Origin of the sequence: Mucilaginibacter sp. cycad4 (assembly GCF_034263275.1) — a bacterium.
Taxonomy (GTDB): domain Bacteria; phylum Bacteroidota; class Bacteroidia; order Sphingobacteriales; family Sphingobacteriaceae; genus Mucilaginibacter.
In genome coordinates this window covers 6,938,796-6,960,453 of sequence record NZ_CP139559.1, presented here as the reverse complement: position 1 = coordinate 6,960,453, position 21,658 = coordinate 6,938,796, and the positions used below count along the sequence as shown (strand labels likewise).

Genomic DNA, 21,658 nt, shown 5'->3' with positions numbered 1-21,658 from the left:
ATTAAATATTTTCAACCGCTACCAGGTGGTTCACTTTCCTAACCATCCCAACTATAGCAGGTGTAGCCTCAACTTCCACACTGTGGTTAATTTTACGCAAGCCTAAAGCCTCGATTGTTTTTTTCTGGCGTTCCGTTCTGTCGATCACGCTCTTAATCTGTGTTATTTTGATCTTAGCCATGACTGATTATCCGTTAAATACTTTACCTAAACTAATTCCGCGCTGTTGTGCTACAGTATTTGCATCACGTAACTGGGCTAATGCCGATACGGTTGCTTTTACCACGTTGTGCGGGTTTGATGAACCTTTTGATTTTGCCAATACGTTGTGTACACCTGCCGACTCTAATACGGCACGCATAGCACCACCGGCAATTACACCTGTACCGTTAGCTGCTGGTTTAATGAAAACAAAACCACCGCTAAATTTACCAATTTGCTCATGAGGCACAGTTCCGTTAATGATCGGAACTTTTACCAGGTTCTTTTTAGCATCATCAATGCCTTTAGCAATAGCTTCAGTTACCTCCTTAGCTTTACCTAAACCGTAACCCACAACACCGTTTTCATCACCTACTACCACAATGGCAGAGAAGCTGAAAGTACGGCCGCCTTTGGTTACTTTGGCAACACGCTGTATGCTTACCAAGCGGTCTTTTAATTCGATCTCGCTTGTTTTTACTCTTTTTATGTTGATTGTTGACATTTCTCTGTTCGATTAAAAGTTTAAACCACCTTCACGTGCACCTTCGGCCAATGACTTAACACGGCCATGGTACAGGTAACCGTTCCTGTCGAAAACCACATCTTTAATACCTGCAGCGATAGCTTTTGAAGCTACCAGCTTGCCTACAGCTACTGATTGATCTGATTTTGTACCTTCAGCGGCAAAATCTTTTGATAAAGATGATGCTGAAACTAAAGTTTTACCGGTTACATCGTCAATGATCTGCGCATAAATACCTTTATTACTTCTAAATACTGACAGGCGGGGACGTTCTGTTGACCCTGAAAGGCGTTTCCTGATGCCTTTTTTAATCCTGTCTCTTCTTGATAGTTTAGCTCCCATGACGATTATTTTTTAGATGCTGATTTACCTGCTTTTCTTCTCAATATCTCGCCCTGGAACTTGATACCTTTACCTTTGTAAGGCTCCGGAGCACGTAATGAACGGATTTTGGCTGCAACCTGACCAATTAACTGTTTGTCGATAGACTCAAGTATGATGGTTGGGTTTTTACCCTTATCAGCAGTGGTTGTAACTTTAATTTCCTGCGGTAATTCAAATACATAGTGGTGAGAGAAACCCAACACTAAATCTAATGTATTACCTGTATTGGTGGCACGGTAACCTACACCCACTAATTCCTGGGTCACTTTGTAACCTTCAGTTACACCAATTACCATGTTATTTAAAAGCGCACGGTATAAACCATGTAATGCTTTGTGACGTTTTTGTTCGGACGGACGTTGAACCAGTAACTGGCCGTCTTCCTGTGCAATAGTGATATCGCTATCAATTGCCTGTTGCAACTGGCCTTTAGGACCTTTAACAGTAACAACATTCTCTGCTGATACGGTAACGGTAACTCCCTGTGGCAGTGCTATCGGTGCTTTTCCTACTCTTGACATTGCTTAAATTTCTTCTATTAATAAACGTAGCATAAAACCTCACCACCAACATTTTGCTGACGTGCCTCTTTATCAGACATAACGCCTTTTGAAGTTGACAGGATGGCGATTCCTAAACCATTTAATACACGCGGCATATTGCTTGTACCTGCGTATTTCCTCAAACCTGGTTTACTGATACGCGAAATGCTGCGGATAGCAGAAATTTTAGTTATCGGGTGGTACTTTAAAGCAACTTTAATGCTGCCCTGAGGACCATTGTCTTCAAACTTGTAATTTGCGATGTAACCTTTGTCGAAAAGCACCTTAGTGATTTCCTTTTTCAGATTTGATGCAGGAATTTCAACAACCCGGTGGTTGGCTTTAATAGCATTCCTTACTCTTGTAAGATAATCTGCGATTGGATCTGTATTCATTTTATTGTGTTATGACGGTGGTTTCCTTCCCGTAACATCCGGGGCGACCTTCCATCGGTTAATTCATGAGATTAGAGATTAGAGATTGGAGGTTAGCGAACCTAATCACTAACCTCCAACCTCTAATCTCTGATATTAGCTTGCTTACCAGCTTGCTTTTTTCACTCCCGGGATCTTGCCTTCAAGAGCCATTTCACGGAATGTAACACGTGAAATGCCAAACTGACGCATATAACCACGAGGGCGGCCGGTTAATTTGCAACGGTTGTGCAGTTTTACCGGTGATGATGCTTTTGGTAATTTATCTAAAGCAGCGTAATCGCCTGCTTCTTTCAAAGCAGCTCTTTTTTCAGCGAATTTAGCTACTAATTTTGCGCGCTTTACTTCACGTGCTTTTACACCTTCTTTAGCCATTGCTATTTTGATTTTTAAATGGTAAACCAAATTGTTTCAACAACTCCAATGCTTCAACATCGTTTGTTGCGGAGGTTACAAAGGTAATATCCATACCTTGGATTTTATTGATTTTGTCAATATTTATCTCAGGGAAGATAATTTGCTCAGTAATACCTAATGTATAGTTGCCGCGGCCATCAAAACCTTTATCGTTGATGCCTTTGAAGTCACGGATACGTGGCAGGGCTACAGCGATTAAACGATCCAAAAACTCGTACATTGTGTTGTCACGCAGGGTAACACGTACGCCAACCGGCATATTTTTACGCAATTTAAAGTTTGAGATATCTTTTTTAGATTTTGAAGATACTGCTTGCTGACCAGTGATGGTAGTTAACTCAGTGATGGTGTTTTCGATCAATTTCTTGTCGGTAGTTGCACCACCTACACCCTGGTTAATGGCAATTTTCTCCAGTTTAGGAACCTGCATTACGCTTTTGTACTGAAATTTATCTTTCAGTGCGGTGCGGATTTCTTCTTTGTATTTTGATTTTAATCTTGGTACGTAAGTCATTACTTAATTTCCTCCCCTGATTTTTTTGCTACCCTTACTAATTTGCCGGCGTCATTTTTTTGACGGCCAACACGGGTTGTATTACCTGTTTTAGGATCAACCAGCATTAGGTTTGAAATATGTATAGCAGCTTCTTGTTTAACAATTCCGCCGTTAGGGTTAGCAGCATTAGGTTTAGTATGTTTTGATACCATATTGGCACCTTCAACAATAGCCCTGTTCTTATCTACCAAAACCTCAACGATTTTGCCTTGTGATCCTTTTGAATCGCCGGCGATAACTTTAACCAGGTCGCCTTTACGGATCTTTAATTTTACTTTCTTTTCCATGTTACAATACCTCCGGTGCTAATGATACAATTTTCATAAATTGTTTCTCGCGCAGTTCCCTTGCAACAGGGCCAAAGATACGTGTACCTCTTGGCTCGTCCTGGTTGTTTAACAACACAGCTGCGTTATCGTCGAAACGGATATATGAACCGTCTTTTCTGCGGATCTCTTTTTTAGTGCGCACAACTACGGCTTTTGATACGGTACCTTTTTTCACGTTACCTGATGGTAAAGCGCTTTTTACGGTAACCACAATTTTATCGCCGATTGATGCATACCTTTTACCGGTACCACCCAATACACGGATCACTAAAACTTCTTTAGCGCCGCTATTGTCGGCTACTGTTAATCTTGATTCCTGTTGTACCATCTTATTTAGCCCTTTCTAAAATTTCAACTAATCGCCAGTTTTTGGTTTTGCTCAGCGGGCGGGTTTCCATGATCAATACTGTATCGCCTACGCCACAGGTATTGTTTTCATCATGAGCCTTGAATTTGGTAGTTTTTTTCACGAACTTACCATAGATAGGGTGTTTCACCTTACGTTCAACGGCCACAACTATAGATTTCTCCATTTTGTTGCTTACTACAAGGCCGGTACGTGTTTTTCTTAAATTTCTTTCCAATTCCATTTTGTGAATGTTTAAAAAATTAATTCTTTTCAGAAGCGGCCGCCGCTTTACGTTTTGTTAATTCAGTATTTAACTGAGCAATTCCTTTGCGTACTTTGGTTATACGGGACGGGTTCTCAATAGCTGAAACAGCGTGAGCGAATTTCAACTTGGTAAGGGTAGCCCTTTCCTCGCTGATCTTTGCAACAATCTCTTCAGTTGATAGGCCCAAAATTTCTGAGTTCTTCATTTTTCTTTGTTATTTGTTGTCTGTTGGCAAGTTTAAACGTTGTATTGTTTTCTTTTGATGGGTGAAATTCGGCATCTAACTTCACAACATTAAAACTTTACAACTTTTCAACTAACTCCTCAATTTATGCTTCTACGTAATCCCTACGTACAATAAATTTAGTTTGCACTGGTAATTTCTGTGCTGCAAGGCGTAAAGCCTCTTTAGCAACTTCCAAAGGCACACCTTCGGCTTCAAAAATGATCCTTCCGGGGCGTACTACCGCAACCCAGTATTCAGGAGCACCTTTACCTTTACCCATACGTACCTCTGCAGGTTTCTTGGTTACAGGTTTGTCAGGGAATATCCTGATCCAAACCTGTCCTTCACGTTTCATAAAACGTGTTACAGCGATACGTGCAGCCTCGATCTGACGGCTGGTGATCCATGCCGCTTCGAGTGATTTAACACCAAAAGATCCAAATGAAAGTTCAGCACCACGGGTGGCTAAACCTTTCATCCTGCCTTTTTGCATCTTTCTGAACTTCGTTCTTTTTGGCTGTAGCATTTTCTTAAGCTTTTATATCGTTATTCGATATTTGTCTTGTACTTTAATTATTATCTCTTACCCGGGCCACCTGGACGGTTTCCACCTTGTCCACCCGGACGGTTTCCACCTTGTCCGCCTGGACGGTTACCACCGCCACGACGATCGCCACCTGGTTTCCTGTCGCCACGACGCTCACCGCCGCGCTCGCCGCCTCTTTCGTTACCACGGCCACCAAAGCCTGGCGCACCGCCTTCTGGCCTGCCACCTTTGCCGCTTGCGCTGCTGGTACCGCCAATGTTTGGAGAAAGATCGCGTTTGCCATAAACTTCGCCTTTGCAGATCCAAACTTTAACACCTATTTTACCATAGGTAGTTAACGCTTCTGCTAATGCGTAATCAATGTCAGCACGGAAAGTGTGCAAAGGAATCCTGCCTTCTTTATATTGCTCGCTACGTGCCATCTCAGCGCCACCTAAACGGCCTGAAGTCATTACCTTGATACCTTCGGCACCCATACGCATGGTTGCAGCGATTGTGGTTTTCATGGCACGACGGAAAGAGATACGTGCTTCTAATTGTTTTGCAATGCCTTCTGCTACTAATTGTGCATCAAGCTCAGGGCGTTTGATCTCGAAAATGTTGATCTGAACTTCCTTTTTGGTAAGTTTTTTCAACTCTTCTTTGATCTTGTCAACTTCCTGGCCGCCTTTACCGATCACAATACCCGGACGGGCAGTGTGGATAGTTACGGTAATGCGTTTTAAAGTACGCTCGATAACTACTTTAGATACACCACCTTTAGCAATACGAGCTGAAAGGTATTTGCGGATTTTTTCGTCTTCAACTAATTTGTCGGAGTAGTTGTTACCACCGAACCAGTTAGAATCCCAACCTCTGATGATTCCTAACCTGTTACCTATTGGATGTGCTTTCTGTCCCATTTCAAATTAATTGTTATCGTTTTTACTATCCACAACAAGTGTTACGTGGTTTGAGCGTTTGCGGATACGGTATCCCCTTCCTTGCGGAGCAGGGCGTAACCTCTTTAACTGACGGCCACCGCCTACAGATACTTCTTTAACATATAAAGCGCTGTCTTCAACACGTTTGCCTTCGTTTTTTGCTTCCCAGTTTTTGATGGCTGATAACAAAAGTTTCTCTACACGAATAGCAGCTTCTTTGTTAGTAAATTTTAATATGTATAACGCTTTCTCTACGTTTTCACCGCGGATCAAGTCAACCACCAAACGCATTTTGCGTGGTGAAGTTGGGCAGTCCTGTAACTTAGCAACAGAAGCGCCGCCTACAAGAGCTTTCGCAGCTTCTTTTTGTTGCCTGATCAGTACAGACTTTTTAATTTTTGTTGTTGCTTCCATTGCCTGTTATTTTTTCTTTTCTGCGTGTCCGCGGAATGTACGGGTTGGTGCAAACTCTCCCAGCTTGTGTCCAACCATGTTTTCTGTTACGTACACAGGGATAAACTTGTTACCGTTGTGTACTGCGAATGTATGACCAACGAAATCAGGAGAGATCATGGAACGACGTGACCATGTTTTTACAACTGATTTTTTATTTGCATCATTCAGCACCATAACTTTTTTGTCTAAGTTATGATCGATGTAAGGTCCTTTTTTTATTGAACGAGCCATTATTTCTTCCTTCTTTCAATGATGTAACGATCCGATGTTTTCTTCTTGTCACGGGTTTTGTAGCCTTTAGCCAATAAACCTTTACGTGAACGTGGATGACCACCTGAGGCACGGCCTTCACCACCACCCATAGGGTGATCTACCGGGTTCATAGCTACACCACGTACCCTTGGCCTGCGGCCTAACCAGCGTTTGCGGCCGGCTTTACCTAACACAGCATTTGCTCTTTCGCCATTTGAAACCGTACCGATAGTTGCCAAGCAAGTTGACAGGATCATGCGGGTTTCGCCTGAAGGCAATTTGATGATGGCATATTTGCCATCACGTGCTGATAATTGAGCATAAGTACCGGCGCTGCGGGCAATTACACCACCCTGGCCAGGGTTTAACTCAATGTTGTGAATGATCGAACCAAGAGGGATATTCTTTAATGGTAAGGTGTTACCTACTTCGGGAGCTGCTGTTTCGCCTGCTGTTACTATTGTACCAACGGTTAAGCCTTCCGGAGCAATCATGTATCTTTTTTCACCATCAGCAAAGTGTAGCAGGGCTATACGTGCCGAACGGTTAGGATCGTACTCGATAGTTGCAACTTTTGCAGGGATGTCAAATTTATTACGTTTGAAATCAATTAATCTGTATGCTTGTTTATGGCCACCACCCAGGTAGCGCATAGTCATTTTACCGCTGTTGTTACGACCGCCCGATCTGGTGTTAGCTGCTACAACCAACGATTTTTCAGGAACGTTTGTTGTGATATCTGAGTTAGATACATCAACTCTGAAGCGGGTGCCCGGGGTAACCGGTTTAAATCTCTTTACTGCCATTTCTATAATTATATATTGCTGTAAAAATCAATTACTTCTCCGTCCTTCAACGTAATGATCGCTTTTTTGTAAGTAGCTGAACGGCCCTGAACGGCGCCTGCCTTAGTATTGCGAGTTTTAAGTTTGCCGACGTATTTCATGGTGTTTACCGCCGTAACGTTCACACCGTACATTGCCTCAATGGCACTCTTGATCTGAATTTTGTTAGCCCTGTGATCAACTTTGAAAGCATAACGGTTAAGCTTGTCAGTTAACTGAGTAACTTTTTCAGTAAGTAGGGGTTGTTTTAAAATTTCCATAATTACTTAGCTAATGCTTCCTCCAAAGTTTTAACAGCACCTGTAGTTAACAACAGCTTGCCTGCGTTTAACACATCATAAGTGTTAAGCTGCTCAACTGAAATTACTTTGCTTTTCTTCAGGTTCCTGCTTGATAAATACACATTGTTATTTTCGGCAGCTGCAATTACCAATAAAGTTTTTTCGTTGGTAACATTCAGATCGGCCTCCATTTTAATGTAGTTTTTAGTTTTGATGCTATCGAAGCTAAAATCTTCTAATACTAAAATGTTGTTATCTTTTGCTTTGTATGATAAAGCGGAGTTACGGGCCAGTGATTTAAGCTTTTTGTTTAATTTGAAGCTATAATCGCGTGGTTGCGGACCGAATACACGGCCACCACCGTTAAATAATGGTGATTTAATACCACCGGCACGGGCACCGCCTGTACCTTTTTGTTTATATAATTTGCGGGTTGAACCTGCAATTTCATTACGCTGTTTTGATTTGTGTGTACCCTGACGCTGGTTAGCAAGATATTGCTTAACATCAAGATAGATAGCGTGATCATTTGGCTCAATACCGAAAACCGACTCAGGAAGCTGCACCTTGGCACCTGTTTCTTTACCTGATACGTTTAATACGTTAACTTCCATCTTATTTATCCACTATTACGAATGAACCCTTAGCTCCGGGGATGGAACCTTTAACTACTAACAGATTCTGCTCCGCGAAAACCTTAACTACTTCAAGGTTTTGTACTTTAACACGGGCGTTTCCGGTTTGACCTGCCATGCGCATACCTTTAAATACACGCGAAGGCCATGATGACGCACCCAAAGAACCCGGCGCACGTAAACGGTTATGCTGACCGTGGGTTTGCATACCCACACCACCAAAACCATGACGTTTTACCACACCCTGAAAACCCTTACCTTTTGAGGTACCTACCACGTCAACAAAATCTCCCGCAGCAAAAATGTCGACAGTAACGGTGTCGCCTAATGTTTTTTGATCTTCGAAAGTTTTGAATTCAACCAGTTTACGCTTTGGAGCGCTACCGGCTTTCTGGAAGTGTCCTTTTAAAGGGGCAGAAGTGTTTTTTTCCTTTTTGTCGCCATATGCCAGCTGTACAGCAGCATATCCGTCTGTATCCACAGACTTAACTTGTGTTACCACGCAAGGGCCAGCTTCGATTACTGTGCAGGGAATGTTTTTCCCTGTTTCGTCGAAAATGCTGGTCATTCCTACTTTTTTACCAATAATTCCTGACATTTTTTTAATTGTTTTTGTGCCCATCGAAGCAGTAGGGCTTCGTTCAAGGCATATTTCTCCCCCGAAAGGGACGGCAAAGATAGAAACTTTGTATTAATTATCAAATAGTTAGTAAGTTATTTTTTTATAATTTTTGCATCCGCGTTTTAACATATGTTTGAAAGGTATTTGGCTAAGCATTAGCCGGTTCGATTTTTTGACTTTTCGGCGCCATTTTGAAAGACATGTTACTGCATCACCAGGTTGACGGCGTAAAATTGGAGATGGGTTGGGGAAATTTTTAAAGATTGGGGGATTGGGGGAGCGATTAGCGTAGTGTATTACACTTTATTTAGATACATAGGCTAAATCAAAGATCAAATGGGATCTTATAATTATGGGCAATTCAAAACCTATTGGCACTCTGAGAGCTTTCTTATCAAATCGAAATCACTTGGATTAAAAACAGTAAAGCCAAGATCCGAGATTTTTCTTCCTAAAACTTCACACCATAAGAAATTAAAAACATTAAAGGCCAGTTCAAACAATAGCTTTATATTTCTAAAGAGCTCATGAAAATTTATTTCCGGAAAAACATGTATTTCTGTGTGAGCATACGCTTTATCTCTAAATTCTTTCAATAAATTGATCGAGTTATTATTGTCATTAATTTTCTCAATCCATGATTCGATAACAATTGAGTCTATTTCAATCGGATACTTTCCATTTTTTAATGCATTTAACATAGACAAAAAATTGAAGATCTTAGCGTAACTTCCATTTTTCCTGACAATATCGTTCTTAGGGTTATGGTCGTAAAGTTTGGCAAGATCTATACAACAGTTGCACCACAAAGCATCTTTTATTGTGGTAAAGTATTTTGAATTTTCAATATATTCCTGTTCAGATTCTGTCGGAGGATTTTCTAAATATTCGCATAAATCAAAAGATTCTTTAGCGAGATTTAGTGTACCTCCCATAAGTTTGAGTTCAAGGAATAGTGGGGTAGTAAAATAATTCATAACTACTTAAGTTCACGGACAAACGCCGGAGTTAGCAGAATCTTAAAGCTCATTAAGTAATTCTTCTATCGTTTTTGCTTCAACCTTACCCTGCTGATGCAACCTGACAAACTTTACAGACTCTTCCAGATCATCTAATACCTGTTTTTTCTTCTTCCCGCCTTTTGTCTCTTTGTCTTTCTTTACAGAAATAACCTTCCCTCCTAACTGCTCAACCAGGTCGGCCAGCGTTTTCCCTGCTTTTTCGGGTATTTCGATTGTTAACGTTGTCATATAACAAATTTAAACATTTATAATAACAATTAAACAGCAACGGTATAACGCCCCTAATGCGGGCCTAATCATGAAAGCCCCCATCCGGCGCGGGCATACAGCGCCGGCAAAAGTGTGTTTTACTCGCGATTGTACAGTAATTCGGTTCCATATTATGGACACTATTTTTTTTGAACAAGTGCATTGCCTTGCGCAAACAAACTAAAGCGTACACCGCCCCGGGTTTCAAAACTGTCTTTTTTGATTAATTGCCTGTTTTTCAACAGTTCCGATAGCTCCCGCGGTTGATCTTCAACGGAATATGTAAGTACCCACAAACGCTTAATGGCATAGGGAGGATGCGTATTTATAAGGCTATCCTTGTAAACTACATCGAGCCGTCCATTTATAATACCTAAGTCTTTATAATATTTTACCGGTAACCCTGTTAAGTTGCCGGTATAAAGGGCATCGCCTTTTTCAAATTTTTTATTGATCGTTTCAATCCCTCTTTTAACATCATCATGCTGTGTGTAAGGCGGTTGGTGTATCAATACCACCCTGGCAGTTAGTGCAGGCAGCAGTAAAAAGATAAAACCGATAACCGTTCCAAATCTCAGATGAGATAGCTTAGTGACTAAAAACTCATAGCTAAACACGCATGTAATGACCAGCCCGGGGGTTAAGTACAAATATAAACGGGTTTCGAATGGATATAATTTAAGCCCGGATAAAATGAGATGAATACAAACCGGCAGCAATGTTAATATCATGAGATCGTATCTTCTGTACCTTATCAGCAGTATAATACCTAAGCCGAACAATACCATAACACAGCTCCCGATAAGTTGCCCGAAATAAAAAAGAAAATAAAAAATTCCGTGAAAGCGACCTGCTATCCACCCCCCAAACGACGAATCAAAAGGCATAAAAGCACCCGCATTTGACCAGTACCCAACCATTTTATGTTGTGTTGGATGGCTGTAGATAAACACAAAATAATATAAAGCAAAGAAAACACCCCAACATAAATTGGTGATTACAAAATGCCTGCCCAGGGGCCTATTTTCCGATCTCGATTTATAAAACAGGTATATATCAACTGTAAGCAGGATAATTGGTGTGATGCTGGAAAGATATATGCTGATTAAGCCCAGTACCAAAAGCTTATAATAAAACCCCTTTAGTGCTTTTTCTTCGATCAACAGATAATAGAATATGGTAATCACCAGGAGATCGACAATATACTGCTTGGCCTCGCTTGAGTAATAAATTATAGTTTGATTAAAAACAACCAGGCTCAATCCCAAAATAATGCTGTAAATGCTTTTGAAAAGCCTGGTTAGTATCCGGGCAAACAAGGGCAGGAACGCCAAATAGCAGATAAGGGGAAATACCTTAAGGGCATAATCTGATTTGGGCGCCAACGATATAAATGCTTTTTGAATAAGCAGGAACAACACAGGCGCAACTCCATTATAATCAAGAGGCCGGAACAGATCCGCAGCATTACGGTGTATTAAATTAAGGGTTAATACAGCTTCATCAAGCCATACGCCCCGGTCATTTAAAAATTGAATCGCCGCTAATGTCACGGCAACTATACAAAGGGCGCATAAAACAAATCTTTGAGTTAGGTATCTGTTCACTTATATTTGAAGTTAAGGCTTTTTAGATTTGAGCCTAAAACTACAAAAGTATTGGATTGTTTTCCCGAAAGCTAACCAACAAAAATCGGCATCTGAACCGTGATGCCCCGGAACATTAACACTAATTCATAATCACCGAGCTTGTGGGCGCCTCATCAGCATGCGAAAACGAGCGCGTAAAGCCCGCCTTGTAATAAACCAGTTTTTCGGTATGGTTTTGTGCTTTTAAACTTTGGTACATCCCCAGCATTGACCAGCCGTTGCCCGGGTTACGTTCCAGGTCTTCGCGGTAAACCTGTTCGGCTTGCGGGTTATAGTCGCTTTTGAGCAGGTAAGCGCCCAGGAACTGCCGGGCCGGGATAGGCCATTCGGCGGGTTCGGAGTAAATCATGTTATCTTCTGTCAGTACCGCTTTTTTAAGGCAGGCCATACCTTCATCGTATTTATTACGTCCTAATAATATAGCCCCATCCAAAATATTTTCGGCAATGGTGGCGCCTTCCAAAGCAGCATTAAAAGGGATGCGCCGCTGTTTTAAGGCCGGATTATCCAATTGGGTGCGCAACAAGGCAAGCTGGGCCACGGCCGAATCCTGCCCGCCGGTGTACAGGAATGCCATTCCGCGGGCAAAATGGTGCAGCACCCGGGCGTAAGTCCATTGCGGGTTGGGCCCAACGCTGTCTTTCAGCAGCTCGTGCCATTTGCCAAGGCGCATCATGGTAAATACAGGCATCATGTACAGGTATTGCGAATAAGTATCGCCCGCCGAAGGTTTTACAGCATTACGGCAGCGCAACGCCGCTTCCATCCCCCTTTCATACATGGCCCCGTTAAAAGCACAAAGCGTTTCGACAGCGTAAAAGTGCGAGTTGATTTTTGTGAGCCTTAAATTTTTCTCCATATTGGCGTATACCGTAATGCACCTGGCCGCCTTTTCATTGGCGTCAACACCCTGAAAATACAAACCGTTACGCTGGTACACGTGGCTTGACATATGCACCATATGCCCGATACCGGGGAACAGTTTTTTTAAAGCCCCCGCATTAGCCAGTGCGGCGCCGGGGTTGCGCGAAGCTTCGGTTAAGTGGATATAATAATGCAGCGCCGCCGGATGTTCCGGGCTGGTATTTAAAACACCTTTACATAATGTAACCAGTTCGGCAGTCCAGGGTTTGTCGGTACCGTCGGGCGCCCAAAAATCCCAGGGGTGGATGAGCATCACCGCATCAATGTACAACATTTTAAGGTCGGCATCGGTTGGGTAGGCCAGCATCAGTTTCTTCATATCCTGTGCGTAAGCTTCGTTGTTGCTTGCGTTGGTGCCTCCCTGCGGGTAACGAAGGTTCATCGCTGCTATCAGCGCTTTTTCCTTTTCGGGGGCCTTGCCGGCAACGGCATTCATTTGTTTCAAAACAGCAGGCAAACCGGCGGGGGCAGCATACGGTGCGCCGGCATTGTAGTAAGGGCCCAAACTCAGGGCCTGCCCCCAGTAAGTCATGGCTGCCGAGGGGTCAAAGCGCGATGCTTCTTTAAACGATGCAAATGCCTCCTTCATATGGTAGCTGTAATACATAGTTAAGCCCTGGTTAAAATAAAACCGGGCGCTGTCATTACGGGCAGCAATGGCGTAGCTGTAATGCCCCCAGCCGGGTAAACGCTGTATAAATTTGCCGTTCCCCGCCGTATCCACATCGGTAACCGCACCCGAACCGCACATTACCGGGGTTGAAATTTTCTGTTTGCCCGGCAATGCCGAACGTTTGCCCTGGAACGCGAACAAATATGTAGCGAACAATACCACGGGGAATACAAATAACAGCGATACCTTTTTCATCTTCGGTCTTTTTAAATAACAAACAGGAAACCGCGAATATAATTGGCTGGTTATGAAAACCTATACTAATATAAGGTATTGTAAGCGGATTTGGATGGGGAATTGAATTGGCTGGATAGAATATTGTTTAAGTTGAAGGCTGGTAAACGTAAGCTGAGCAGAAAAGGCGGAGCAGTTTTATTATGGTGTTCAGATCCTGACCAGGTATTCAGTCATCAAAAAAAAACAGATCATGGCGTTGCCTGCGGCCCGGTCCGCCAGCTGGCTGATGCAAATCCTCGCCCTGCCCATACACAAACACCAACCCGCACTGTGGGTTTTCTGCCGCAATCCCTAACGTGGAAATACGATAAACTGCCGCCTCCGGTGCATTTGATAAGAACAATTACATCAAAACCAATAACTTACATTTTACGCACACGATAAATCTTATAGTTGTACATACACCTCTCCAGGTAATAATCCCGGCTTACCATCCGGCTTACAAATAACCTTAGGTCGGCATCTACCAGGTTGTAATACTCGGGGAACATTGGGATAAGGATCATTGCAGGCTTGTTCCGCTCCAGATCGTGCATAAAGCGGGCTTTGGCAACCGGCGTTTGTGTAATATTAAAATAGGTGCTGGGCGATATCCGTTCAGAATAAGCCTGTACCTGTGTGCCAAAGCTGTGTACAAGTACCAGGTTATGCGGCTGGGTATTATCCCTCACCCATTTTCCTAATAGCTTCCTATCACCTTCGGTGGGGTTTATGTACGGGGCCTTTCCATAGGTTAATTTTGCCGGAGCTTTGCCCAGTAAGATTTCTGCGTTGTCCAGCACTTCAGACATCCCCGGAAATAACAGTACACAAATTATTAAAAGCACAGGCTTAAGCGGCAGTTGGTATCTTTCAAGCAGCCAGGCAATGGCGCAACCATTCAAAACAGCCAAAGGAGGCAAAATTTCCTTCAGGTGTACCACATCATAAATACCGATAAAATTAATAACTACGAAAACAGCCAATAACCATAAGATGATCAAACCCAATTGCTTCCTTGCAAAAAGTCCCGCTATAGCCAGCGGATATAACAGCGCCAAAGGCGACAAAACAAACCGGTTGAGCAAACTTTGCAGCTTGTAAGCAATGGTATGATCAGTTGCGCTGCCCCGGCTAAAATTATCAGTCAGCATGTTCAAGGTCAGTTCGCGAAGGCTTATTCCCGATAGCATACAAACAGCCACTAACAGCAGTACGCCTGAAACTACCCCAATGGCAAACCACAGGACGTTTAAAAATTTTTTTTGACTAAGCATATGAACCATTATAGCGAGGGCCACAAAAGCTGCCGACAGCCGGAAATCCAACGCTAAACCTGCTAAGATGCCGCTCAGTAAAAGATCAGTATTTTTCAGCCCTTGCAAATACCGGTTAATGGCCATCAGCAAAAACATGGTCTCGTACGTTTCGGTAAAGGCCACGTATTTGCTCCCCGTGGCATGCCATAGCAAAGCCATACCGTAACAAAAGGCTGCCGGTACCGCGGCCTTTTCACCGGCTGTTTTTTGGGCAATCCTGAACAGGTAGTAAATGCCCGCGGTTTGACATAAGGTTGCCACCACCCGCGCGAACCAGTAATTTACACCAAACAGCAGATCAGATACCCCAAAAATGGCAAATACAAACGGCGATTTGTTGTCGGCCCCGCCGGCGTACGGCACAAGCCCATTCCTGAACCAATTGCGACCGATATAATGCCAGATAGATTCATCAAACGATAACACAAAGCCATCACTAAGCAGTGTAATAGCCAGCTGCCAAAGGGTAAATAAAACAAGAAGGTACCAAAGCTTATTTGTTTGGTTGGTGTGCATATCGGTTTGGTAAATTTATTGCCGGGCAGGCGGATGAATCCCTGCCCGCAATTGTTGATTAGTACGGGTAAAAACAGTGGCGGGTTGCCTGGGTTATATTGTTTTGAAGTTTGATACATTGCTGTAGACCAGGGCTCTCCACCGGTCGAGGTTTAGCGATAGCGTAACTTCGTCCTAAAATGAGTTAAGCTTTCAGCTTAACTGTGCTGCTATTCTTATCTTAGAATCTGTTTAAAAACGAATGGCATTTTTTTTTGTAGAGACGCATCACATGCGTCCCCCAGCGGACAAGCCAATTTAAAGGCTTCTAATTCCGTCGGAAATTGCATGCTGGAGACGCATGTGATGCGTCTCTACATTTAAAAACAAAAAGGCGTTATTGCGGGAAGGGATGACAAAGCCTATTGCTGCCGCAAGCGTTTTTCCGAGTAGGCTACATAATTTTTGAATAAACTTAGATACTACCTATCCCTGATAAATCTGAGCATTAAATCTGCCGGACTATCTTTTTTCATTATTCCGATGTCTAATTGGTAGGTAAGTTCAGCTTATCAAAAAGAATTTTGTTGCGCTGTTTTGAATCTTTTATTAATTTATCGAAGCTGATAATTTCTATGTACAGGTTATAATTGTCATTGAACGCAAAAAAACCGTCATTATCAGGCAGTGGTTTGTAACCCGCATCACGGGCGAATTTTCGCAAGTTTTTAGTAAGGTCGCAGACAATATAGGCGTAGATAGGTGTGTTCGATTTGATATCCAGCGTACGGTTGTCCTTATCTTTCGCCTCGTTTTCTGCAATTTCACCCGCATATCTATTGATCTGATTGATGGGGTTCTCATTTTCGGAATAATCGTCCCGCATGGGTCTTTTAAATTCAATCAAAACCACCGAGGAATACGGCTTTTCGTCATTGGTGAACGCAAATGGTTTATTGAATACTATAATATCGGGCCGGTCAGCCGATGCGGAGTTGAGCAGTTTGATATCCTTGAATTTCTTATCGGATGCTAAATATTTGTGGTATGCTAACCGTTCATCAATTACCCATAAATTATGATCTTCGAAACCTATATCATCAGAAAGTGTCTTTAAGGGGAATATCAAACGGTGAACGGCATCTTCTTTTGCAAAAGCGCCGTCTTTCTTTGGCTTAATATGTTTATCTAATAAATCCAATACGAGTTTGCGATGAATAATATATTGCGATAGTTTGGAATTGCCAACCTCTATGATCTTATCGTATATCTCCGAATGCTGTTTCTGAAATTCTTCCTTATCATCAGAATTGTCTATAAATTTAAGAATCTCTTTAGCATCGTTTTTTGTTTCATAATCGAGTTCCTGCTGGATTTTGAACAGCTCCACCTCCATTTCATCTTCGGTTAGATTAGACTTAATACGACGCAATGAATCTCTCTTATATTTTAATAGCTGCTTATATTGTGGGTGGCGATGAATTGTATTCACGACTTTTTCGAGCCTTACTTCTGATAACTGTTCCAAATATGGGGTAAGTTCAGACCTAACCAGTTCACATGCTGCATCTCTGATTTCCTCCTGGGTTACCTCATTTGGATAGGGAATATCGGAGTCTGTTTTCTTCATGAAGTTAATCTGGGTACGTTCTTCGTTCACGTATCTGTCAAGATAATCTCCCATTACATAAACAGCGATAGAAAATCTGTCTCCATTTTCATCTGTGATTAATGTATCGAGTTCTGGAATTTCTCCACTCATTTTCTCATTTTGAACTTCCCTTGTATTGGCGCAATAGTGAATTTTGTTATCGATACGTGCATTATAAATTTTAACCAAATCGATGGTGAATGATTCATCCCGAACTTTAAAAGTCTTTTCTGACACCTGCCCTCTTGTAAACAAGGAAAAACGATCATTCACAACAATTTCGGTTTGCTCATCTGATATAATAATACGTGGGCAGTCCGGTCTCAGGAAGTAAATAAAACAGTGTTCTATGATCTTGTAAGCGATATCTTCGATATTAGTATTGCACCATTTTTGATAATTCTCCCTTAAACCGATAAGCTTTACCGTAGTGGTCCTTTGGGGAGATTGATCAACTAATAGATCACATACTGGTTTCTCGATGCCGTTCTTAGTCGGTTCAAAATTAAATTTGCGATGAAACCACTGTTCGTTTTCCAAGAACATACTTTCAATTTCGGCTTTTTGAAAAGCACGCAACCAAACGAACCGACCAATACCCTTACCACCGCGTTTTTCTTTATATGTGGAATGAGCGAAATTAAATGATTCATAATTTCTTTCTGTAAAACCTATCCCATTATCCTGAATAATAAAATCTCTAAATGGCGGAAGCGAGTTATTTTCTCCTAAGTTGGCTACAACTTGTTTCGAACGAATAAGCTTTATCTTGATTATACCAGGTTTGGTGGCGCTGTCTTCCTCTATCGCATGTATAGAATTTACTATCGCTTCAAATAAGGGCAGCAAAGTATTATTGTACGCTAATTTCTTTTCGTTTATCTTTCCTTTAATATCAACTAACATAGTATTTTGCAGATAAGGATTCATCAAATATAATTGAAATTTTGACTTATATATTATGTTATGATTTCCCTATACAAATCACACAATTCAAAAATACTAAAAATATTAGTAAATCTTTAATTTAAAACCATTTATATGCTTATGAGAATGAGTAACAAAAGAAAAAGGCACACAATTACCGTCGGCGAATTGAAACAACACTTATCTGTTTTTTCAAATAGCGACGAGCTCGATTTCGGTGGCCTTGAATTTTACCGCACCAAGTTGCGCGGTCCCGGCCTCGTAAAAATTGAATTTGCACAAAATGTATATGTTGATGATCAAGATAGAGTAGTAGTGGAAAATTTTGAAGAGAGTAGCGAAACTTGATGAGGTATTAAAAATAACCTTGCTTATTTTATATACTTCTACTCGTCGAAGCTATGCTACGATAAACTTCATCCTAAAATAGGTTAAGCTTTCAGCTTAATTCCCTTCGCTGAAACACAAGCGTCATTCATGAGACCAAGGCTCTCCACCGGTCGAAGTTTAGCGATAGCGTAACTTCGTCCTAAAATGAGTTAAGCTTTCAGCTGTGCTGCTATTCTTAAAAGCTGTTTAAAACAAAAGGCGTTATTGCGGGGAAGGGATGGCAAAGCAATCACCAATTTGTAGCTACGTCGTATACACATCGTGCCGGGGGATGCACCGTTAGGTGCTGCCTGTTTGTACAATACCATCCCGAAAGCCTTTTTGCGCCGTCAGGTGCTACCCAAGTGCGTGCAATGCATCCTGTTTAAGAGCAGATAGCACCTAACGGCGCAAAAATTATTATCTGTTATTTTGCTACAAACGGGTATCCCCTACGGGGAGTTAGAACCCTAAAAATGTGTCCCCCCATGCGTTTGCGGTAGCAGTGAGAAACTACGACCTTCCCAAATTTCGACCGGCGGGAAGTATTAAAACGAGAGGATCATCATAAAAACAAAGGACCGGCATCACCGGTCCTCTGAATAGCTTACCAATGAAAATTTACTTAAGCGTAAATTACATTCAGTGAAACAGGCACATTCAAAGCTTTGGAGATGATACAATTTGCTTTTGCACCTTCAGCAATTTCTTTAAACTGTTGCTCACTAACGCCTTCAATGGCAGTGGCTTTCAGGTTTAAAGCGATAGCTGTTATACTTAATGCCTGCATATCCAGGTCAAGGATAGCGTCGGTAGTCAGATCGCCGGGGGTGAAACCGGCCTGTGTTAATGCAGCGCCAACGGCCATCGTAAAACAACCGGCATGTGCCGCTGCAATCAGTTCTTCAGGATTAGTGCCTACACCCTCGGCAAAACGGGTTTTGAAAGAATATTGTGTTTTATTTAATACGGTGCTTTGAGTAGTGATCTCGCCTTTACCTTCCTGTAAAGTACCGTTCCAATGCGCATTTGCTGTACGTTTCATGATTTTGTTTTTTAGTTTTTGTGTCTTCCGACAGAACAAAAGTACGGTTGTCAATAGCATGAAATTTTAACTTGGGTTAAAATTGGAATGGCGGATTATCAGGGGATTGTCAAGTGTTTTGAAGCGACTTGCAGTGCGTTTATTTAACTAAAGCGAAGTTATAACTTGAATCTTCCCAACGATTTATGGTTGACATTTCCTTTCTTATAAAGAGAACAGTTTCTTCGTTCTCAAATTCAACTCTGGCAACCGTTTTGTATCCCATTGGAATAAAATCAAAAGGAATCCCCCATTGTTGTGTAACGTCAATTAATACAGCTCGTGTTTTAACAGACAAACCCGTTTTAAGGTTACGAAAAACATTAAAAGTAGAGCCGACAGGAATTTCAAATTCTGAGTACAGGCAAAAAAAATCTAACGACAAAGTACGATCGTAATGCCTTTTCAATCCTTTTTCAACAAGACGAATACTACTTGCCGACACGATGCCCGACATAACTATTTCAAACATGCTTATTGAATCAATTTAATAATGCTTTCCATCGCTGCCGCAAACGTCCCCGCTTGTGGCCTGGATTTAGGCCTGCAATGTAAAAAATCACTCGCACAACTTAGCATGAAAAGACGTTTGCAGTAGCGATGTGTTATGCACGATTGCCAGGAGATCGGCCTAATCAGTGAAACAACAATTAAATAAGACCAGGCGACACCCGCAAAAACGGGGGAATCAAAAAACTTTTAAAAAAAATTGCGTAACTCAGAAGTTACTTACACATTTACGTAACTTTAAAGTTACCTATTTTAACAAGGCCTGTTAAATAATGAATTATTCAATTTAAAGATCAAAAAAATGACAACAACAGATTTCACAACAACCTTATTGGTAAACCAAAGCCCGGAAGAAGTTTTTGATGCGCTGAAAAATGTGCATGGATGGTGGTCCGGCCTGCATTCAGAGACATTCGAGGGTAAGTCGGATAAACCTGGTGACGAGTTTTCATTCTGGGCTGGCGACGGGGCGCACTACACCAAACAAAAACTTGTTGAATTGATTCCCGCAAAAAAAATAGCCTGGCTGGTTACCGATAGCAGGCTAACTTTTACGCAAAACCAAACCGAATGGACCGGCACAAAACTTTGCTTTGACATTTCTGCCGAGGGCGATGCAACAAAAATTGTATTCACGCATGTTGGCCTGGTTCCGGAGTTTGAATGTTATCACGCCTGCGCACCGGCCTGGACACAATACATCCAGGAGCGATTATTGAACTGGATAAATACAGCTACGGCAAGCAAAACAATGTCGGCAGCGCAATGATGCGTAAGCGGGCACTAATCGACTAAAGCCATCTTTAGAAGCAAGGTATTACATTACTTTGCTTCTAAAATTTTTTTTGCTAATCTTCCCGTCTTCCACTGGTCGAAGTTTAGCGATAGCGTAAATCGACCCAAAATCAGTTAAGCTTTCAGCTTAACCGGCCTTGCTGATTCATGCATATGATGGCCAATGGTAGTACCAACAACCCGTCCCGATGGCAGAACCTACATTAGTTTATATATCTTTGAGAAACAAATGACCTTATGACAATAAAGTTAAGCGACTTCTTCCCTAAGAAGTCAGTAGATGAACCAGTATTGGAACTCGACGATCCAAGGTGGTCGACCTTAGAAGGTGGTTACAGAGGAACACTATATGATGCTTCAATAGCTTTGAAGAAACTTGAGCTTGCAGACAATAAACAAACTGTTAACCAAATCTATCAGGAACTATGGAACGAATTACACCATCAGGGAGATGTTGGCTTAGCATCATATTATTCGGTTCCTCATTTGGTTAGGATATCGTTACAAAAACAAATCGTAGATTACAATATACTTGGACTGATTTCGATGATTGATATACAAAGGCACAAGGATAATCCGCAAATACCAAACTCTCTAAAACCAAACTATAACAAAGCAATTGAAAATTTAGCAGATCTTGCAAAGCTTGTTATGAGCCAATATTGGGATTTAGATTTAGCAACAACAGCATTAACAGCTATTGCATTAGCTAAAGGACAAACAAAGTTAGCTAATGCTATTCTGAATATGGATAGTGAAGATACTATAGATGAGTTCCTCCAATCCTATAGCTAACTTTTCATCGGCTATCTACTGACACCATCCTGTCAGTGTTCAATTTTTGAAAAACAGGTGTTCAATGTTTTACGAGTCAAAATCATAAACAATTGATTATCAAGACCAACCAGTTCACGGCAGCGAATAAGCGATTTTGCCAATTTGATAACCACTTGATTATCAATAACAATCAAATTACAAAAAACAA

General features: G+C 41.7%; 30 protein-coding genes. 3 read left to right on the top strand and 27 right to left on the bottom strand.

Going from position 1 to position 21,658, the window contains the following annotated elements; genetic code table 11:
• Position 1 precedes the first annotated feature (1 nt).
• From rpmD to SNE26_RS28650, 25 genes are all read right to left on the bottom strand, one after another.
• Complete coding sequence (gene rpmD / locus SNE26_RS28770) at positions 2 to 181, bottom strand: 50S ribosomal protein L30 (protein ID WP_022833274.1); 180 nt, start codon at positions 179 to 181, stop codon at positions 2 to 4.
• A 6-nt stretch (positions 182 to 187) separates the two neighbouring features.
• A complete protein-coding gene (gene rpsE, locus SNE26_RS28765; RefSeq protein WP_090529238.1) occupies positions 188 to 706 on the bottom strand; it encodes a 30S ribosomal protein S5 in 519 nt (172 codons plus the stop codon).
• 12 nt (positions 707 to 718) lie between these two features.
• Positions 719 to 1,069: a 50S ribosomal protein L18 gene (gene rplR / locus SNE26_RS28760; protein WP_090529241.1), complete on the bottom strand. Its 351-nt coding sequence runs from the start codon at positions 1,067 to 1,069 to the stop codon at positions 719 to 721.
• 5 nt (positions 1,070 to 1,074) lie between these two features.
• Complete coding sequence (gene rplF, locus SNE26_RS28755; RefSeq protein WP_321557253.1) at positions 1,075 to 1,632, bottom strand: 50S ribosomal protein L6; 558 nt, start codon at positions 1,630 to 1,632, stop codon at positions 1,075 to 1,077.
• A gap of 17 nt (positions 1,633 to 1,649) precedes the next feature.
• Positions 1,650 to 2,048, bottom strand: coding sequence for a 30S ribosomal protein S8 (gene rpsH, locus SNE26_RS28750; RefSeq protein ID WP_121233544.1), 399 nt, complete (start codon positions 2,046 to 2,048; stop codon positions 1,650 to 1,652).
• A gap of 144 nt (positions 2,049 to 2,192) precedes the next feature.
• Entirely contained in the window at positions 2,193 to 2,462 is a 270-nt protein-coding gene (gene rpsN / locus SNE26_RS28745; protein ID WP_091215973.1) for a 30S ribosomal protein S14, read from the bottom strand.
• Positions 2,455 to 3,018: a 50S ribosomal protein L5 gene (gene rplE, locus SNE26_RS28740; RefSeq protein WP_091215970.1), complete on the bottom strand. Its 564-nt coding sequence runs from the start codon at positions 3,016 to 3,018 to the stop codon at positions 2,455 to 2,457. Before rplE ends, rpsN begins: the two co-directional genes overlap by 8 nt.
• Complete coding sequence (gene rplX / locus SNE26_RS28735) at positions 3,018 to 3,347, bottom strand: 50S ribosomal protein L24 (RefSeq protein ID WP_090529257.1); 330 nt, start codon at positions 3,345 to 3,347, stop codon at positions 3,018 to 3,020. Before rplX ends, rplE begins: the two co-directional genes overlap by 1 nt.
• Before the next feature lies 1 nt (position 3,348).
• Positions 3,349 to 3,717, bottom strand: a complete 369-nt coding sequence (rplN, locus tag SNE26_RS28730; protein WP_090529260.1) for a 50S ribosomal protein L14 — start codon at positions 3,715 to 3,717, stop codon at positions 3,349 to 3,351.
• Between the two features lies 1 nt (position 3,718).
• Entirely contained in the window at positions 3,719 to 3,979 is a 261-nt protein-coding gene (rpsQ, locus tag SNE26_RS28725; RefSeq protein WP_321557252.1) for a 30S ribosomal protein S17, read from the bottom strand.
• Between the two features lie 19 nt (positions 3,980 to 3,998).
• Positions 3,999 to 4,208, bottom strand: a complete 210-nt coding sequence (rpmC, locus tag SNE26_RS28720; RefSeq protein ID WP_090529266.1) for a 50S ribosomal protein L29 — start codon at positions 4,206 to 4,208, stop codon at positions 3,999 to 4,001.
• A 124-nt stretch (positions 4,209 to 4,332) separates the two neighbouring features.
• Entirely contained in the window at positions 4,333 to 4,755 is a 423-nt protein-coding gene (gene rplP, locus SNE26_RS28715) for a 50S ribosomal protein L16 (RefSeq protein ID WP_090529269.1), read from the bottom strand.
• Between the two features lie 50 nt (positions 4,756 to 4,805).
• Positions 4,806 to 5,678: a 30S ribosomal protein S3 gene (rpsC, locus tag SNE26_RS28710; RefSeq protein WP_090529273.1), complete on the bottom strand. Its 873-nt coding sequence runs from the start codon at positions 5,676 to 5,678 to the stop codon at positions 4,806 to 4,808.
• 6 nt (positions 5,679 to 5,684) lie between these two features.
• Positions 5,685 to 6,113: a 50S ribosomal protein L22 gene (gene rplV, locus SNE26_RS28705; protein ID WP_321557251.1), complete on the bottom strand. Its 429-nt coding sequence runs from the start codon at positions 6,111 to 6,113 to the stop codon at positions 5,685 to 5,687.
• A gap of 6 nt (positions 6,114 to 6,119) precedes the next feature.
• Positions 6,120 to 6,386, bottom strand: coding sequence for a 30S ribosomal protein S19 (rpsS, locus tag SNE26_RS28700; RefSeq protein ID WP_022832979.1), 267 nt, complete (start codon positions 6,384 to 6,386; stop codon positions 6,120 to 6,122).
• Positions 6,386 to 7,213 (bottom strand): 50S ribosomal protein L2, encoded by an 828-nt coding sequence (gene rplB / locus SNE26_RS28695; RefSeq protein WP_321557250.1) that lies wholly within the window; start codon positions 7,211 to 7,213, stop codon positions 6,386 to 6,388. Before rplB ends, rpsS begins: the two co-directional genes overlap by 1 nt.
• 8 nt (positions 7,214 to 7,221) lie before the next feature.
• A complete protein-coding gene (gene rplW / locus SNE26_RS28690) occupies positions 7,222 to 7,512 on the bottom strand; it encodes a 50S ribosomal protein L23 (protein ID WP_090529282.1) in 291 nt (96 codons plus the stop codon).
• A 2-nt stretch (positions 7,513 to 7,514) separates the two neighbouring features.
• Positions 7,515 to 8,147: a 50S ribosomal protein L4 gene (gene rplD / locus SNE26_RS28685; protein ID WP_321557249.1), complete on the bottom strand. Its 633-nt coding sequence runs from the start codon at positions 8,145 to 8,147 to the stop codon at positions 7,515 to 7,517.
• A gap of 1 nt (position 8,148) precedes the next feature.
• Positions 8,149 to 8,766: a 50S ribosomal protein L3 gene (rplC, locus tag SNE26_RS28680; RefSeq protein WP_121233538.1), complete on the bottom strand. Its 618-nt coding sequence runs from the start codon at positions 8,764 to 8,766 to the stop codon at positions 8,149 to 8,151.
• A 392-nt stretch (positions 8,767 to 9,158) separates the two neighbouring features.
• Positions 9,159 to 9,725 (bottom strand): hypothetical protein, encoded by a 567-nt coding sequence (locus SNE26_RS28675; protein ID WP_321557248.1) that lies wholly within the window; start codon positions 9,723 to 9,725, stop codon positions 9,159 to 9,161.
• Between the two features lie 84 nt (positions 9,726 to 9,809).
• Complete coding sequence (locus SNE26_RS28670; protein WP_321557247.1) at positions 9,810 to 10,040, bottom strand: hypothetical protein; 231 nt, start codon at positions 10,038 to 10,040, stop codon at positions 9,810 to 9,812.
• Positions 10,041 to 10,201: 161 nt separating this feature from the next.
• Positions 10,202 to 11,668 carry a hypothetical protein gene (locus SNE26_RS28665; protein WP_321557246.1) on the bottom strand — a complete coding sequence of 489 codons (1,467 nt, stop codon included), beginning with the start codon at positions 11,666 to 11,668 and terminating at the stop codon, positions 10,202 to 10,204.
• A gap of 121 nt (positions 11,669 to 11,789) precedes the next feature.
• Positions 11,790 to 13,502: a hypothetical protein gene (locus SNE26_RS28660; protein ID WP_321557245.1), complete on the bottom strand. Its 1,713-nt coding sequence runs from the start codon at positions 13,500 to 13,502 to the stop codon at positions 11,790 to 11,792.
• Between the two features lie 404 nt (positions 13,503 to 13,906).
• Positions 13,907 to 15,358 carry a glycosyltransferase family 39 protein gene (locus SNE26_RS28655; protein ID WP_321557244.1) on the bottom strand — a complete coding sequence of 484 codons (1,452 nt, stop codon included), beginning with the start codon at positions 15,356 to 15,358 and terminating at the stop codon, positions 13,907 to 13,909.
• 526 nt (positions 15,359 to 15,884) lie between these two features.
• Complete coding sequence (locus tag SNE26_RS28650; RefSeq protein ID WP_321557243.1) at positions 15,885 to 17,894, bottom strand: hypothetical protein; 2,010 nt, start codon at positions 17,892 to 17,894, stop codon at positions 15,885 to 15,887.
• 147 nt (positions 17,895 to 18,041) lie between these two features.
• Here SNE26_RS28650 and SNE26_RS28645 point away from each other — a divergent pair, with 147 nt between their 5' ends.
• The gene (locus SNE26_RS28645) at positions 18,042 to 18,263 is read left to right on the top strand and encodes a hypothetical protein (RefSeq protein ID WP_321557242.1); all 222 of its coding nucleotides are present in this window, start codon (positions 18,042 to 18,044) and stop codon (positions 18,261 to 18,263) included.
• Positions 18,264 to 18,909: 646 nt separating this feature from the next.
• On the opposite strand, the gene SNE26_RS28640 is transcribed toward SNE26_RS28645, so the two are convergent.
• A complete protein-coding gene (locus SNE26_RS28640) occupies positions 18,910 to 19,329 on the bottom strand; it encodes an OsmC family protein (protein ID WP_321557241.1) in 420 nt (139 codons plus the stop codon).
• Positions 19,330 to 19,468: 139 nt separating this feature from the next.
• Positions 19,469 to 19,840, bottom strand: coding sequence for a hypothetical protein (locus SNE26_RS28635; RefSeq protein WP_321557240.1), 372 nt, complete (start codon positions 19,838 to 19,840; stop codon positions 19,469 to 19,471).
• A 339-nt stretch (positions 19,841 to 20,179) separates the two neighbouring features.
• Here SNE26_RS28635 and SNE26_RS28630 point away from each other — a divergent pair, with 339 nt between their 5' ends.
• Positions 20,180 to 20,647, top strand: coding sequence for an SRPBCC domain-containing protein (locus SNE26_RS28630; RefSeq protein ID WP_321557239.1), 468 nt, complete (start codon positions 20,180 to 20,182; stop codon positions 20,645 to 20,647).
• A 263-nt stretch (positions 20,648 to 20,910) separates the two neighbouring features.
• A complete protein-coding gene (locus tag SNE26_RS28625) occupies positions 20,911 to 21,468 on the top strand; it encodes a hypothetical protein (RefSeq protein ID WP_321557238.1) in 558 nt (185 codons plus the stop codon).
• Positions 21,469 to 21,658 lie beyond the last annotated feature (190 nt).